Annotated in this window: 13 protein-coding genes; 6 read left to right on the top strand and 7 right to left on the bottom strand. The window is 65.9% G+C overall.

Translation table 11 applies throughout. The annotated features are described in order from the left end of the window. Positions 1 to 615 precede the first annotated feature (615 nt). Positions 616 to 1,941: a sensor histidine kinase gene (locus FHT02_RS20580; protein ID WP_343057026.1), complete on the bottom strand. Its 1,326-nt coding sequence runs from the start codon at positions 1,939 to 1,941 to the stop codon at positions 616 to 618. Between the two features lie 20 nt (positions 1,942 to 1,961). Further along, positions 1,962 to 2,684 carry a response regulator gene (locus FHT02_RS20575; protein ID WP_184091981.1) on the bottom strand — a complete coding sequence of 241 codons (723 nt, stop codon included), beginning with the start codon at positions 2,682 to 2,684 and terminating at the stop codon, positions 1,962 to 1,964. Positions 2,685 to 2,806: 122 nt separating this feature from the next. On the opposite strand from FHT02_RS20575, the gene FHT02_RS20570 reads away from it, so the two are divergent. Continuing rightward, entirely contained in the window at positions 2,807 to 5,221 is a 2,415-nt protein-coding gene (locus FHT02_RS20570) for a TonB-dependent receptor (protein ID WP_184091979.1), read from the top strand. Here the strand turns inward: FHT02_RS20570 and FHT02_RS20565 are convergent. Beyond that, positions 5,193 to 6,278: a beta-galactosidase small subunit gene (locus FHT02_RS20565; protein WP_221239621.1), complete on the bottom strand. Its 1,086-nt coding sequence runs from the start codon at positions 6,276 to 6,278 to the stop codon at positions 5,193 to 5,195. The two genes, FHT02_RS20570 and FHT02_RS20565, sit on opposite strands and share 29 nt — an antisense overlap. Positions 6,279 to 6,483: 205 nt before the next feature. Continuing rightward, positions 6,484 to 7,218, bottom strand: coding sequence for an SDR family oxidoreductase (locus FHT02_RS20560; protein ID WP_184091975.1), 735 nt, complete (start codon positions 7,216 to 7,218; stop codon positions 6,484 to 6,486). A 41-nt stretch (positions 7,219 to 7,259) separates the two neighbouring features. Between FHT02_RS20560 and FHT02_RS20555 the strand changes: the two genes are divergently transcribed. Continuing rightward, on the top strand, positions 7,260 to 8,201 hold the full coding sequence (locus tag FHT02_RS20555; protein ID WP_221239620.1) for an AraC family transcriptional regulator: 942 nt from the start codon (positions 7,260 to 7,262) through the stop codon (positions 8,199 to 8,201). Between the two features lie 279 nt (positions 8,202 to 8,480). Here the strand turns inward: FHT02_RS20555 and FHT02_RS20550 are convergent, their stop codons facing one another. Then, complete coding sequence (locus FHT02_RS20550) at positions 8,481 to 9,398, bottom strand: LysR substrate-binding domain-containing protein (RefSeq protein WP_184091973.1); 918 nt, start codon at positions 9,396 to 9,398, stop codon at positions 8,481 to 8,483. Between the two features lie 98 nt (positions 9,399 to 9,496). On the opposite strand from FHT02_RS20550, the gene FHT02_RS20545 reads away from it, so the two are divergent. Genes FHT02_RS20545 through FHT02_RS20535 form a run of 3 tightly spaced genes read left to right on the top strand, consistent with a single transcriptional unit; the run spans position 9,497 to position 11,361 of the window. Further along, the gene (locus FHT02_RS20545; protein ID WP_246352603.1) at positions 9,497 to 10,504 is read left to right on the top strand and encodes an NADP-dependent oxidoreductase; all 1,008 of its coding nucleotides are present in this window, start codon (positions 9,497 to 9,499) and stop codon (positions 10,502 to 10,504) included. A gap of 47 nt (positions 10,505 to 10,551) precedes the next feature. Then, the gene (locus FHT02_RS20540; RefSeq protein ID WP_221239619.1) at positions 10,552 to 11,049 is read left to right on the top strand and encodes a hypothetical protein; all 498 of its coding nucleotides are present in this window, start codon (positions 10,552 to 10,554) and stop codon (positions 11,047 to 11,049) included. A 51-nt stretch (positions 11,050 to 11,100) separates the two neighbouring features. Further along, positions 11,101 to 11,361 carry a cysteine hydrolase family protein gene (locus tag FHT02_RS20535; RefSeq protein ID WP_184091971.1) on the top strand — a complete coding sequence of 87 codons (261 nt, stop codon included), beginning with the start codon at positions 11,101 to 11,103 and terminating at the stop codon, positions 11,359 to 11,361. A gap of 74 nt (positions 11,362 to 11,435) precedes the next feature. Here the strand turns inward: FHT02_RS20535 and FHT02_RS20530 are convergent, their stop codons facing one another. Beyond that, complete coding sequence (locus FHT02_RS20530) at positions 11,436 to 11,771, bottom strand: winged helix-turn-helix transcriptional regulator (RefSeq protein WP_343057025.1); 336 nt, start codon at positions 11,769 to 11,771, stop codon at positions 11,436 to 11,438. 116 nt (positions 11,772 to 11,887) lie between these two features. Here FHT02_RS20530 and FHT02_RS20525 point away from each other — a divergent pair, with 116 nt between their 5' ends. Then, on the top strand, positions 11,888 to 12,499 hold the full coding sequence (locus FHT02_RS20525; RefSeq protein ID WP_184091969.1) for an FMN-dependent NADH-azoreductase: 612 nt from the start codon (positions 11,888 to 11,890) through the stop codon (positions 12,497 to 12,499). 996 nt (positions 12,500 to 13,495) lie between these two features. On the opposite strand, the gene FHT02_RS20520 is transcribed toward FHT02_RS20525, so the two are convergent. Then, positions 13,496 to 13,999, bottom strand: a 504-nt coding sequence (locus FHT02_RS20520) for an IS110 family RNA-guided transposase (protein WP_184091967.1), incomplete at its 5' end; no start/stop codon positions are given.

Raw genomic sequence — 13,999 nt, 5'->3', positions numbered from 1 at the left:
GCCCGCAACTTCATCTATCGGGGAACAGCCACCCTCCGCACCATCGCTGATAGAGGTAGCTCGCTCCCGCGATTACCCCATGTTCATATTCGAACCACCGGCCGCCGACCGACGACTATTGGATGGATTCCTGCCAGACTGCTTTCGGGCGACAGAATGCAAAAGCTGCCGTTGATCGCAGCCGAGTCAGGCGGCGGCTAGCGACACAGTTCCCGACGTTCGGCCTCACGCAGCGGTTTCCCGAACCCGGCCGTCTCTTCATCTTGGTCTGAGCGTAGAGGTCGACGACTGAGAATGGGGACTTTTCTGCCGAACAGCTATCGGGCACGTCGATGCGGATAGCTGTCGTGGGCGCACCTTCGCCGAACACCGTTTTCCGGATGGAGTGATGAACGCTGGTTCTTCCCAGCCGCGGAGATCGCTTCCAGCGCTGCGGTCGTCAGCTCGGGTTTCCGCGTCGGCCGCGTCGTCCTTGGCCGCCGGGTAGCGACCGACCACGGCACACGCATCGCCCTGCTGGCGATGGACGAGGACGGCAACCTTATCATCGAACGCAAGCCCGACCGCTCGCCCCGCGATATCGTTGGCAGGTGCTCGACTACCGCCGCTCCCTGGTCAGGCTATGGGAAGGCTGAGGATGACAAGCGTGCCGCCGCTGGGGGCGTCGGTCAGCGTAAAGCTGCCGCGATTGCGCGCGGCGAAGTCGCGGACGATGCTGAGGCCGAGGCCGGCGCCCCCTGTGTCGCGGTTTCGCGACGCCTCGCCGCGCTCGAAGGGGCGAAGCAGGCGCTCCCGGTCGGCGGCCGGAATGCCGGGCCCTGAGTCCTGGACCGAGATGTTCACACTTCCGGCGGCGCGTTCGAGCGACACCATGCCCCCGCCCGCATAATCGATCGCGTTCTGCAGAAGATTCTCAATCGCGCGCCGAAAGGCCGACGCGGATGCCGAGATCCTCGCATCGTCGCCGGTGAGGAGACGCGGCGAGGCACCAGGTCCCTGCATCTCTCGGACAATCTCGGCGAGCAGCGGCCGCACGTTCAGCACCTCGGCCGGCGCCGCAGCGGCGCGCGCGAACGTCAAAACCTCGCCGATCATCGCCTGCATGCGATCGATATCGGCAACCATGCGCGTCCGTTGGGGTTCGGGTGCAGCGTCGATGCGCAACCGGAGGCCGGTCATCGGCGTCCGCAGGTCATGCGCGATCGCCGTTAGCATGCGGGCGCGCTCCGCCGCCTCGTTCGCGAGCCGGGTGCGCATCGCACCAATCGCGGCGGCGGCTTCGCGCAACTCGCGGGGCCCTTCCTGGGGGACGGTATCGGCACGGTCGCCGAGCGCATTTGCGAGCGCGCGGAACGGACGCGTCAGGCGGCGCGCGAAGATCCACGCCAGCGGCACGAGCAGCAGCAGCGTAACGGCAAGCGAGAGGAGGATGTTGCGCTGCCAAACGCTTAAAAACGGCCGGTTCGGCTGGACGCGCAGCCAGGAGGCATCGTCCTGCCGGACGCTCAGCGCGAAGGCAGGACGCACCATCCGCAGGACGGATCTCCTGTATTCGGAGGACTGGATGTTCGGATCGAGCCGTTCGAAGAGGCCGGTCTCGCGTTGCCGGAACACGACGTTCTCCCCAAAGGGAGTCTCCGACTCCGCCGACGAATCATCCGCGACGGTAGGCTCCACCGCCTCCACCCAGGTCACCCGCACCGTTTCGGGCGCTCGGCGCAGCTCCGCCGCGATCGACTTTTCCATGGCAGACACGCGTGCTCCAGAGGGCGGTTCCGCGACCAGGTCCCGATCAAAACCCGGCACCGGATGGCGCAGCGCCCCGATCGCTTCGGCAGCACTCATCCGCAGCGTGGGCGGCGGCGGCGCGAGCACGACGATCGACGCCGTCGTCGTCACGCTCAGCATGGCCACGGCCACGCCGAAGCCGCCGATCGACACTAGGGCGCTGGGCGGGCGCCTCACGCCGGACGGACCGATGGTACGAAGCGGTATCCCACTCCCCGCACCGTCTCGATGATCGGGGCCGGATCCGCCTCGGCCAGCTTGCGGCGCAGGCGGCTGATCGCGATGTCGATCGCCCGGTCATAGGACGCGGCATCCAAGCCGCGCGCAAGGTCGAGCAGCGTGTCGCGCGTCAGGATCCGTCCCGGGCGAACGGCGAACGCGGCGAGCAGGGCATACTCCCCCTCGCTCAGCGACACGGGGCGTCCGGCGGGGTCGCGCAAGCGCCGTTCCTCGACGTCGAGCCACCAGCCGGCGAAGGTAATGCCCCTGCCCCCCCGCTCCTGCGTCGATGGCTCCGTCGAAGGCCGCCGCAGCAGCGCGCGGATCCGCGCGAGAAGCTCGCGCGGCTCGAACGGCTTCGTTAGATAATCCCATGCGCCGACCTCCAGCCCGACGATCCGGTCGGTCACGTCGTCGAGCGCACTGAGCATCAAGATCGGCACGCCCGTGGGCGCCAGGCGCCGGCATACCGAAAGCCCGTCTTCGCCCGGCATCATCACGTCCAGCACGACCACATCGACCTGCGCCTCGCGCAACTCTCGCTCGCACGCGGCGGCATTGCCCGCAGCGCGGACCAGGAAGCCATGGCTGGCGAGGAAATCGGCAATGGCGTCGCGGATGCTCGCGTCGTCGTCGACCACAAGGACCGTAGCGCTGGCGATGACCTTGGACTCCATGGTGGCACCCTACACGCGCCCTGTAGCATTTGCGTATCGCCGCCTGCTACCGGGCGGCCATCCCCCCGTTACCCGCAACCGCTTGAACGCCGCGCCGTAGAAGCATTGGCTGGGGATTGGGCGTGAGACAGAAGATCACCTGGATTGCAGGCATGCTGGCAGGAACCTGTTCGGGCGCGGTGGAGGCGCAGCAGGTCGTCGCCCCGCCCATTGCGACGACGCCGAAAGCGTCCGATCGGACGGGCGCGCCCGCCATCGCCCCATCACCAGCGCGGGAGACTCCGTCCGCGCCGGCGGGAGACGACGAAAAAGACATCGTGGTGCTGGGAGGGCGCCCGCGCGCGTCGGCCCTCGGCGACATTCCACCCGAACGGGTCTTTCGCTCGGCCGACATCCGCGCGTTCGGCGCGGACGATGTCGAGGCGTTGCTGGGGGCGATCGGGGCGCAGACGACCAGCAACCGCGGGCGCGGCGACGAAGGCCCGGTCACGCTCCTGAACGGCCGGCGCGTGTCGAGCTTCTCCGAGATCGCTCGCATCCCGGCGGAAGCGATCGAGCGCATGGAGATCCTTCCTGAGGAAGTGGCGCTGAAATACGGCTATCGCGCGGACCAGAAGGTCGTGAACGTGGTGACGTTCCAACGCTACCAGGCCGGCATCGGCGAGGCGGGTCTCCTCACCGTGACGCGGGGCAACCGCACCGCGGGCGACGCCGACGCCGATTTCCTGCGGATCCGCGACGACACGCGGCTTGGCCTGGGGGCGAGCTATACCCGTTCCACGTGGTTGACCGAGCACGATCGGGACGTCCGGCAACTCTCCGGCCCGGTGGACGCGGGACGCTTCCGGACCCTGCTGCCGTCGACCGAGCAGTTCCTGCTCAACGGCCTCGTCAGCGGGCATGTGCTGGGCGAGGTATCGGCAACGGTGAATGGGCGCTTCGAGGCGAACCGAAGCCGAAGCCTTCTCGGCCTCGGCGAAGACGGCCCCCTGCGGCGCGACAGCGACCAGGATGCCGCGCACTTGGGCACGACCTTGGGCGGCCGGACCGGAAATTGGCAATGGACCGCGATCGGCAACTATGATCGCGTCGCAAGCAAGACGCGAACCAACCTCGGCGACCGGTCCGGGCTGCGCGACACCGCCAAATCGACCGATGCGGTCGCAACCGCCGACCTCATCCTGTCCGGCCCGATCGTCACCCTGCCAGCCGGCCCGCTCTATACGAGCGTGCGAGGAGAGTTCGAAACTCACGACTTCGAGAGCCGGTCGGGACGCAGCCTTGCATCGGCCCGATCGGACATCGGCCGCGACCGGGGCGGGCTACAGGCAACCGCGGACGTTCCGCTGCTCGGCTCGGCCGACCCCGCCGCGTCGAGAGTCGGCCGCCTCTCGGCCAATGCAAGTGTGGCGGTCAACCGCCTCTCTGACGCTGGCAGCCTGTGGACGTTCGATGGCGGCCTCACCTGGTCGCCGACCCGATCGATCGGCGTGATCCTGTCGGGAACGAGCGAGCAAGGGGCACCGACGCTCGAGCAGCTCGGCGGGCCGGCTCTGAAGACGCCGAACGTCCGCACCTTCGACCTCGCGCGTGGCGAAGTGGTGGACGTCACGCAGCTGTTCGGCGGCAATCCGCGCCTGCGCAACGACGAACGTCACGTGTTCCGGGTGGGCATGAACGTGCGTCCGCTAACCCGGACCGACCTGACGCTCAGCCTCGATTATGTTGCAGCGCAGGTGGACGATCCCATCGTCGCCTTTCCCCTCCTGTCGCCGCAAATCGAGGCCGCGTTTCCGGACCGGTTCGTCCGCGACGCGACCGGCCGGCTACTCCAAATCGACGCGCGACCGGTCAATCTCGCCGCATCGCGGCAAAAGCAGCTGCGGTGGGGCGTCAACTGGACGAGGCCCCTGGGTGCGGTGCCGTCGGGGATGGAGAGCGGCATGATCCGCATCCCGGCGGCCCAGGCTGGGCAGATGACCGCGGGTCCGAACGGGACCTTCACCTTCCGACCCGAGCCCGGCAGCGCGCTGGCGCGCAACATCATGACCGCGTCGAGCCGGCTGTTCGTCAGCCTCTATCACAACTGGGTGCTTGAGGACTCGCTCAGCCTTCGCGACGAGCTCCCTTCGCTTGATCTGCTCGACGGCGGCGCCATCGACGTCGGTGGCGGCCGGCGCCGCCACGCAGTCGAGTTCCAGGCCGGCGTCTTCAAGCGCGGCCTGGGCGCCCGCCTCTCGGCGACCTGGCAGAGCGGGACCGAGATCGGCGGATCGCACGCCGACCCCGACCGGCTCCGCTTCGAAAGCCTCACCACGGTGAACCTCAACCTGTTCGCGAATCTCGCCGAACGCTTCGGCGGTGCGTCGGGGCCGACGTGGCTGAAGGGCACCCGCGTATCCTTCGACATCGCCAATCTGCTCGACGCCCGGTCGAACGTACGCGACCGCCTGGGCGCCACGCCGTTAAGCTATCAGGCGGCCTATCTGGATCCGCTCGGCCGCACGATCAGCCTGCGATTGCGGCGGGTGTTCTAAGGCAAGGCGGGCAGATCCCTCCGTGACGCGTTTGCCGCCCGACCATGGCAGGACGGCGGTCCGGTGTCACCGCGCCGGTGGGGCGCTGCCTTCCTGCGGAATCGCCGTCCGTGCGATCTGCGCGCCGGATCGTCCTCGCCGCCAGCGGCCGCAACCGCACGGTGAAGCTATAGTGGCGGAATGGCAACTGGTACTTGGCGATCGGCTGCGCCCCCCAGCTGTTGTCCCCACCGACCCCCATCGAGGCATGGTCCACCGTCAGCGTGGTGAAGCCTTCCGGCTTCAAGTACAGGCCGTGGCGGTTGGGCAAGAGCCGGTCATAGTCGAGCTGCATCGGATGCAGCGCTAGGGCGGCGCCCGAAAACGGCTCCGCGCCGCTGGTCAACAGGCCGTTGCCCCCATTGTCGGTCACCGCCATCCAGCGCAGGTCGGTCTTGTTCCCGGTATCCTGCGGGAGGCTGTAGGGATGATACTGGTCCCGAACCGCGCCCTTGTAGCGGCCCAGCATTGCGCACCTCTTGCGATCCGCATAGCTCTCCCACTTCCCGCGCCCGTACCAGGCAAGCTGGTCGAACGCCTCGGGCATCCTCATGGTCCAGCCGACCCGCGGCAGTACGGGCAGGTCCTCGCGCCCATTCTCGATCGCCTCGGTCACGATGATGTCGCCGGTCGGCTCGAACCGATAGCGCGTGCGCACCCAGGCCACATTGTCGCCGACCGTCTGCAGCACCTGGACTTCCGCGCTATCGCCCTGTGGCTTGGCGGAAAAGCCGGTCAGCGCGCGGTTCAGGCTCGCTTCCTTCCAGACGGCGAGCTTGCCCGGCACGTCCGAGCCGATGTCATTGTCCGTCACCGGACGCCAGAAAATGGGCGTGGGTGCGGCATCCACCAGCTCGCCTCCCCGTCCGCGCAGCGAGACGAGCGCGCCCTTGGCACTGTCGAACCGCGCGACATCGCCCGGCCCCGTGATCCGCCACTCCGCCCGGCTCTGGCGCAGGTCCACGGCACCCGCCACCTTCGCGGGCGCGGCGGCAGGGGTGGCAGGAAGCAAAATCACCAACCCGCAGCAGTCCCGTTTCCCCGCGTTCGAGGGACCGTTTTGGGAAAGCGCAATCAGGAACAGGTTTCGGGAAAACGGCTCAACCCGGAGGCATCGGGAGACCGATCCCGCCCTTGCTGTCTCCAAGAACCTTCGATCATGGGAAAGGTAGATCGGGGCAGTCTGATAATATCAATCAGCCTATTCGCAACCGAAACGCAAGTTATGCTTGCGCGGTCGGACGGATGACAATGCTCCCAACATCGACCTCAGGCGGCTGCTCGATCGCATACAGGATGCCACGTGCGATCGCCTCGGGGGGGATTGCTATCGCGCGGACCCGATCCCCGATCGACTGCCTTGTCGGCTGATCATTGATGCTGTCGATGAAACTGGTCGCGATCATTCCCGGAGACACTTCGGTCACCCGAAGGTGCGGTCCTGCCTCTTGCCTCAGCACTTCCGTGGCGGTCCGCACGGCGTTTTTGGTGGCCGCGTAAACTCCCATCGTGGGAACCATCTGAATACCTGCCGTCGAAATGACATTGACGACGTGCCCGCTTTCCTGGCGCGCAAACACCGGCAGTGCGGCGGCGATCCCATAGAGCGTGCCGCGCAAATTTACATCGATCATCGCATCCCAGCCCTCGACGTCGAGCGCGTCGAACCGAGAGATCGGTCCGATCCCTGCGCAGTTGATGATGACATCGAGGTGGCCGCAATGCGCGATCGCGAGGGCCACGAGTTCCTGAAGATCGCTTCGCTGGCGTACATCGGTGGACCTGAAGACAGCCTTCCCACCATTGGCCGTTATCTCACCAGCTACAGCCTTTAGCGCGTCTTCGTTGCGCGCGCCCAGCACGACGAGCGCACCATGCTGGGCCAGGAGCGTTGCCGTGGCTCGGCCGATCCCGCTGCTTGCGCCCGTGATTGCGATGACCTTACCTGCGATACTCATCAGCTATCTCCTTTGCGGCGGAGCTATCCCGTCAATTCAGTATGATCTATGCGCAACTCTCTATGAGTTTGTTGCAATCGTCCAAATCAGCACGTGACCCGCTGTCTGATGTTCTCGGAGTTCTAGGGGCAAGGGTGACACGGCAGACCCGCATGGAAGCTGCTGGCCGATGGGCGCTCGCGTTTCCTGCAATCGACAGGCTCAAGTTCGTCGCGCTGCTGCGCGGCAGCGCGTGGGTGCTGGTCCCAGATGATGTCCCCATGCTCCTGCACGAGGGCGACGTATGCGTGCTTGGCCGCACGACTTACACCGTGGCCAGCCATCCCGAAGCGATGCCCGTGGATGGCGAAGCCCTTTACGAAGCGGGGTGCGATGTGGCGCACCTTGGCGGAATCGAGACGGTCGCGATCGGCGGGACCGTCTCTTTCACGGCGGATTGCGCGGATTTCCTGCTCGACATGCTGCCGGGGTGCATGATGGTCCCTCAATCGTCGCGGGCATCCGGCGCGGTCGCGACGATCCTAGGCCTGATGAGCAGCGAAATTGAACGGGCCATGATCGGCGGCGACATCGTCAGTGCCCGGCTTGCCGACGTCCTGCTGGTGGAGGCCATGCGCGCCTATGCCGGGAGGGTGGCGGCGGCTGAACCTGGTTGGCTTGGCGCCCTTTCGCATCCCAGGATCGGAAGGGTCCTACGCGCGATGCATAACGATCGGGCGCAGCGGTGGACAGTGGCACAACTCGCAAGCCTCGCTGGCATGTCGCGAGCCGCCTTCTCTGCCGAGTTTACTCGGCACGTGGGACAACCGCCACTCGCCTATCTGCGGACGTGGCGTCTCACCCTCGCCCGTGCAGCGCTGAGGCGCGGTGACGCCGACGTGGCGAGCATAGCGGCCAGCGTCGGTTACACGTCCCAAAGCGCTTTCGGTCACGCATATCGACGGAAATTCGGGAGTTCGCCGAGAAGCACTCAGCGCTCATGATCCCCGAAGGAGGAAAGCCTCGCTTCCCAAACGTGTTGGCGACAAACTGCGGCATCGAACGTGCGAGAGCAGGTGAGAGCCTGCTCCCGGCCGGCGTTCAGGCAGCTCTCAGGACGGGCTGGTCGGTATATTCTTCGGCACCGCCACCGGCATAGTAGGGCTTCGGCCGCACCTCGTTGTCCGGCGCACCTGCGTTTATCCGGTCAACGAGGTCCGGGTTGGCCGCGCCAACACGCCAACGACTTCGATGTGCGTGTCGGAGCCGCTTGGCACATGAGCTCAGCTGACTCGCTGGTCGAATGTTCCTTGCAGCATATCCAAGGCGGCGCGAACGGCAGGATTGGCCCTGCGGCTCTCGGGCCAGAGCGCCGTGACGTTGTGCCTTTCGACCGCGAACTCGGCGAGCACCGGGACCAGTTCGCCGCGCGCGACATACGGCGCCGTGACGAACGTGGCGCCCATGCCGATGCCACCACCGGCGGCGAGGATCGCGACCAGAGCTTCGCTGGCATCGGCGGTGATTGCGGATGCGGGGACGATCTCGACGACGCGACCACCGATCCGAAACGGCCATCGTAACGGCTGGCCGCTGCTCTGGTAGCGCAGGATCACGGTGTCGTGGTTCGCGAGCTCGTCGGGGTGCAGGGGCGTGCCGCGCTCCGCGAGATAGGCCGGAGAGGCGAAGCAGCACAACGCGACGGGCGCGAGCTTGCGCGACAGGAGCCGGGAGTCGGTGAGGTCGCCGATGCGAACGGCGATGTCGATGCCCTCGTCGATGATGTCAACGATCCGGTCGCTGAGGCGTAGGTCGACCGAAACCTTCGGATGCAGCCGGCGGAACGCCGGCAGCGCAGGCGCGATCACATGGACGCCGATCGGCAGCGATGCGGCGATCCGCAACGTCCCCGACGGCTCGGACCGCGCCGAAAGCGCCGCCTGCTCGATCTCCTCGGCATCGCGCAACAGCCTGACTGCGCGTTCATGCAAGTCGCGACCCTCAGCCGTCAGCGTCAACGAACGGGTGGTGCGTGTAAACAGCGGCACGCCCAGCTGCTTCTCGAGCCGCTGGACGCTCTTGCTCACCGCCGATGGCGAGACCCGCAGCGCGCGAGCGGCGGCTGTGTAGCTGCCCATCGATCCGGCGCGTGCGAACGCGAGAAGTCCGGTCAGCCGCTCCAATGCCATTTGTTCCTTCACGGCATCAGTGAAGCGAAGTCCAAGGCAGTTATCAATCCCGTTCACGACAATATCTCATGCCGACCAACGAAGTTCGCATGGAGGTTCTTGTGAGTGAGATGATGAAGGCAGTCCGGCTGCACGCGTTCGGCGGCCCCGAAGTGCTGGCCTATGAGGATGCGGATCGGCCGGAGGCGAAAGCCGGCGAGCTGCTCGTCCGTGTCACGGCGGCCGGCATCAATCCCCCCGACTGGTACCTGCGCGACGGCTACAAGACGCTGCCCCCCGAGTGGCAGCCCCCGGCGGCATTTCCGATCATCCCGGGAACGGACGTCTCGGGCGCCGTCGAGGCGATCGGCGACGGGGTGGAAGGGTTCGCAGCTGGCGACGAGGTCTATGCGATGGTGCGCTTCCCCGAAGGCGTTTTCGGCGAGAGCGCGGCCTATGCGGAATATGTCACCGTGCCAGTCGCCCAGGCCGCGCTGAAGCCGCGTGGCATCGATCACGTTCAGGCGGCGGCCGCTCCAATGTCGCTGCTCACAGCGTGGCAGTTCCTGATCGATCTCGGTCACGACGCGCCAAATCCAGTCCAGCCGAACCGGCACAAGCCGGTGCCGCTCGACGGGCGGACTGTGCTTGTCAACGGTGCCGCGGGCGGCGTCGGCCACTTCGTGGTTCAGCTGGCGAAGTGGAAGGGCGCGCGCGTGATTGCAGTCGCCTCCGCCAGCCAGCAAGCGTTTGTGCGCGACTTGGGCGCCGACGAATTCATCGATTACGGCACGATCGCGGCTGAGGACGTGGTGCACGATCTCGATCTGGTCGTCGATGCGGTCGGTGGTGCGTCCTCCGCGCGATTCCTGCGCACGCTAAAGCGCGGCGGCGCGCTGTTCCCGATCTTCCCGCTCGGCTTTGCCGGGCAGGATGAGGCCGAGCGCCTGGGCGTCACCGTCTCGGCGACGCAGGTTCGCTCGAACGGGGCGCAGCTGGCCGAGGCCGGGCGGCTGCTGGATGATGGCACCATTCGCGTCGCCATCGATAGCATCTTTCCCCTCGCCGAGGCGCGCGGCGCACATGAGCGAGCCGCCAGCGGAAACCTCAAGGGCAAGATCGTGCTGAGGGCGAGGTGACGAGCAATCAGCACCACGACAATCGACTGAACCGCGGGAGATATGACATGAGCGAAGCAAAGCTGCCGCAGGGCACACCGGCCTGGTTCGAGATGGTGGGGATGCTGATGTGCCGTACCGCCGCCCGTGCCGGGCTCGCACCGGACCTCGATGTCTCGTTCGTCGAGCGATATATCGATGGCACCGCAATTGGCGGCGGTCTGGTGCAGGGTATCCGCTTCGACATCCGGGGGGGAAAGCCGTCGTTCCGCGAAGGTGTGAGCCCCGACGAGAAGACCCACGTGACGGTCGAGATCACGGCCGCGGCCGCGCAGGAGCTCAACCGTCTCCGCAGCGCCGACCCCGCCTACGCGGCCGCCCGCGACCGATTCCTTCGCACGGGCGAGATGCGGATCAACGGGGATCCCAACCGCCTCGGCGACTGGCTGGCCGTAGTGCATGACCCCATCGTCGACCGGACCATCGATCCTCTTGGCCAGCCATCGACCGGGGCGGCAGCGCAAGATCAGGCGGACGCAAGGTGTTGCGCCTTGGACGGTCAATGATGGGTTTCGCGGTCGCGCTCGGTCGCGCTGGCGAAGCAGGGCATCTGCCTGGTGTTTCCGACGATTAGCGCTGTCAGTGCGGGTTATGAGGTGCAGGCGGTGATGGACGCCAGCGGCACGGACACCGCGATCCGCGGGGACATGGAGCGTCGCCGGATGGAGCACGCCGCAAGGCATGCCGCTCGTCAAGTCGATGACGTCGGCATCGCCGCTGCTTCCAATCGATTGGACAAAGGCATGACGGGCGGCCGTCCTTTCGCTACGCCGTGCAGCGAGACAGTGATCATCGACGGATTTCACCTTCACCATTAGATCGGCGGCGATCCCGGTGGGCAGCCTGTGCAATAGCTGCAGGAACGGTCCCCTTCGGCGACGATGTTGCTCCGCTACTCACCCAAGGCGACCTCACCATCAAACCGCTGCCGCGCCGCTTCGATGCTCGACTGGTTATCGACAGCCCAATGGCCGAGCGCTTCGACCACCCCGTGCAGGGATCGGCCGAGTGGCGTGAGCGCGTACGACACGGACGGCGGAACGGTGTCGAATACGGTTCGGATAACGAGGCCGTCGCGTTCCAAGCGCTTGAGCGTGAGGCTCAACATGCGCTTCGACACTGCGCCCATCCCGCGTTGCAGTTCGGCGAACCGGTGGTCGCGCTCACCCAGCAGCATCACCGCGAACACCGACCATTTATCTCCGATCCTGGAGAGCACGTCGGCCACCACTCGGCAGTCGTGAGGAACATGGGTCCGTCCAGGTAACAAAATTGTGCCTCCTTGTGCTCCGCCTTCAGGTAATTGATCTTCTCCTGGTTACCAATCGTTACCAGAGGCCCGGAATGAAGATCCTGCACGTCGATTCGAGCATCACCGGTGAGACTTCGGTCAGCCGACGCCTGTCCAAGGCTGTCGTCGCGCGGCTTTCCGCGATCGACCCTGCCGCCGAGGTCGTCTACCGCGATCTCGCTCGCACGCCCCTCCCTTACTTCAACGCTGAAACGTTGGCGGGTGTCGGCGTGACGCCGGCCACCCACCAACCAGGACACGCTTTGGAGGAACGGATCGAGCGGCAGGTGCTCCCCGAGTTCATGGCGGCCGACGTCATCGTGATCGGCGTTCCGATGTATAACTTCGGCATCCCGGCTCAGCTCAAGACGTGGATCGACTATATCGCAGTTGCAGGGGTCACCTTCCGTTACACGCCACAAGGCCCCCAAGGTCTCGCCGGCGGACGCCGAGTGATCCTCGCCTCATCGCGGGGCGGCATCTACGCCGAAGGCACTCCGAACGCCGGATTGGAGCATCAGGAAGCGTACCTCAAGGCAGTGTTCGCCTTCTTCGGGATCACTGAGTGCGAGGTGATCCGCGCCGAAGGCGTGCGGCTGAGTCCAGAGGCGGCAGCAGCTGCGATCGCCTCTGCGGAAACGGCCGTCCAGACGCTTGCTGCATAACCTCCGCTCGCGCCGGTATCACTGTACGCTAGGCGGGCAGGCGGCAGTTTGCGCTCCGCCAGCCACCTGCCCGCCTGAGGTGAAGCCGCCGGTCTTCTCGCGGAGTTTGCCGGACAGCGACGCAAGCGATAATAGAAGTCAAACTGGAGCTCTCAATACACGGATATTCATTTAAAACGCTACGACTGGGTGAGCGCGAAGGCATCTCAATCAACATCGCAGTCCTTCGTGCGCACTGGTCGTATCCGACAAGCCATTCGGCGTCTCGCATCGTCACTGGGCGAGGAACGCGCTCGTTCCACCCGAACGCCTCGGCGCTCACCTTCATTCAGGCCAGATCCCTAAGCCCGCGACTCTAGTCTGCGTATCTTGCGCCGCCGCGTGGTGGAGAATGGCAAGGCTGGCTGAGCGTAAGACGCTTCGGCGCGAGCCGACCGCGCCTGACACGCCGCTTCGTCGCTCTGGTCCCGTCCCCGACTGGTTTAGCCGGCGCGTGCTGGCGTGCCGGATCTCGATCGGCCGTGATCGTTAGTTGCACGATACGGTGCTGGCGCCGGTTTGCTCCCGGAGCACCTTTCAGGGCAGCGTCGAAGGACAATGAAGTGGTTAACAGGAGGCAGCTTAGCGCCAGTAGCTGCCGCTCCGAGCCCCTCCCCTGCTTCCCGTAAGCTGCCGTCCATTCAGGTTAAGGTTCGGCAGGTCAGACGTCGGTGTCTGGTGGGAAGCGGAAGGGCATCTGTGGACGCCCCTTTGGATGCAAGCGGTAAATTCGGGTATGTTGGCACGTAGTCGGATGCTGTCATCTGTCCGGCCTCGATGAGCAGCGCCATAGCTGCGGGCCAGTATGGGAGTTCGCGGACCGGATCCAAAACAGGTTTGCGCGCTTGGGTAGCGCTCTGCCATTCACTGGTTCTTCCGGCCCCGTCTCGCCGACTGTTGTGCCATACCCTCCTTCGATCCGCCTACGTCCCCGACGCCTCTGGCTGCGGCCGCGGCTTACACGGTGGCCACCGCCGGAGCTCTGTAATCCTCGTTCCTGGTCAGCAGCGCCCAAACCATGCGCGCCATCTTGTTGGCGAGCGCCACCGAGACGAGCATGCGCGGCTTGCGCGCGAGCATCCGCTCCAGCCATGAGCCGGCTGGCGCGCCATTACGACACGCCTGCCTCACCACCGAACTACCGCCGATGATGAGTAGCCGACGTATCGTTCGTTCTCCCATCTTCGAGATGCTGCCCAGCCGCTGCTTGCCGCCTGTTGAGTGCTGTCGTGGCGCAAGCCCGAGCCAAGCGGCAAAGTCGCGGCTCTTCGCGAACGTCTCAACGGGTGGTGCAAGCGCCACGATTGTCGTGGCGGCAATCGGGCCGATGCCGGGGATGGTCATCAGCCGCCGCGCCGCCTCGTCTTCCTTTGCACGTCGTGCGATCTCGCGATCGAGCGTGGCAACGCGCTTGTCGAGCTCGGCCAGCAGGTCGACCATGAGCCTGAACATCGGCAGTGC

The sequence above is a fragment of the Sphingomonas xinjiangensis genome, from assembly GCF_014199255.1.
Taxonomy (GTDB): Bacteria; Pseudomonadota; Alphaproteobacteria; order Sphingomonadales; family Sphingomonadaceae; genus Sphingomonas; species Sphingomonas xinjiangensis.
The sequence above is the reverse complement of the archived record's forward strand: the minus strand, read 5'-3'. Positions and strand labels throughout refer to the sequence as shown.

Excerpts from the sequence above, each read along its gene's own strand:
- FHT02_RS20560 (WP_184091975.1), bottom strand. The coding sequence starts at position 7,218 with ATGAGTATCGCAGGTAAGGTCATCGCAATCACGGGCGCAAGCAGCGGG.
- FHT02_RS20525 (WP_184091969.1), top strand. The coding sequence starts at position 11,888 with ATGAAGATCCTGCACGTCGATTCGAGCATCACCGGTGAGACTTCGGTC.
- FHT02_RS20555 (WP_221239620.1), top strand. The coding sequence starts at position 7,260 with ATGATCTATGCGCAACTCTCTATGAGTTTGTTGCAATCGTCCAAATCA.
- FHT02_RS20545 (WP_246352603.1), top strand. The coding sequence starts at position 9,497 with ATGATGAAGGCAGTCCGGCTGCACGCGTTCGGCGGCCCCGAAGTGCTG.
- FHT02_RS20575 (WP_184091981.1), bottom strand. The coding sequence starts at position 2,684 with ATGGAGTCCAAGGTCATCGCCAGCGCTACGGTCCTTGTGGTCGACGAC.
- FHT02_RS20540 (WP_221239619.1), top strand. The coding sequence starts at position 10,552 with ATGAGCGAAGCAAAGCTGCCGCAGGGCACACCGGCCTGGTTCGAGATG.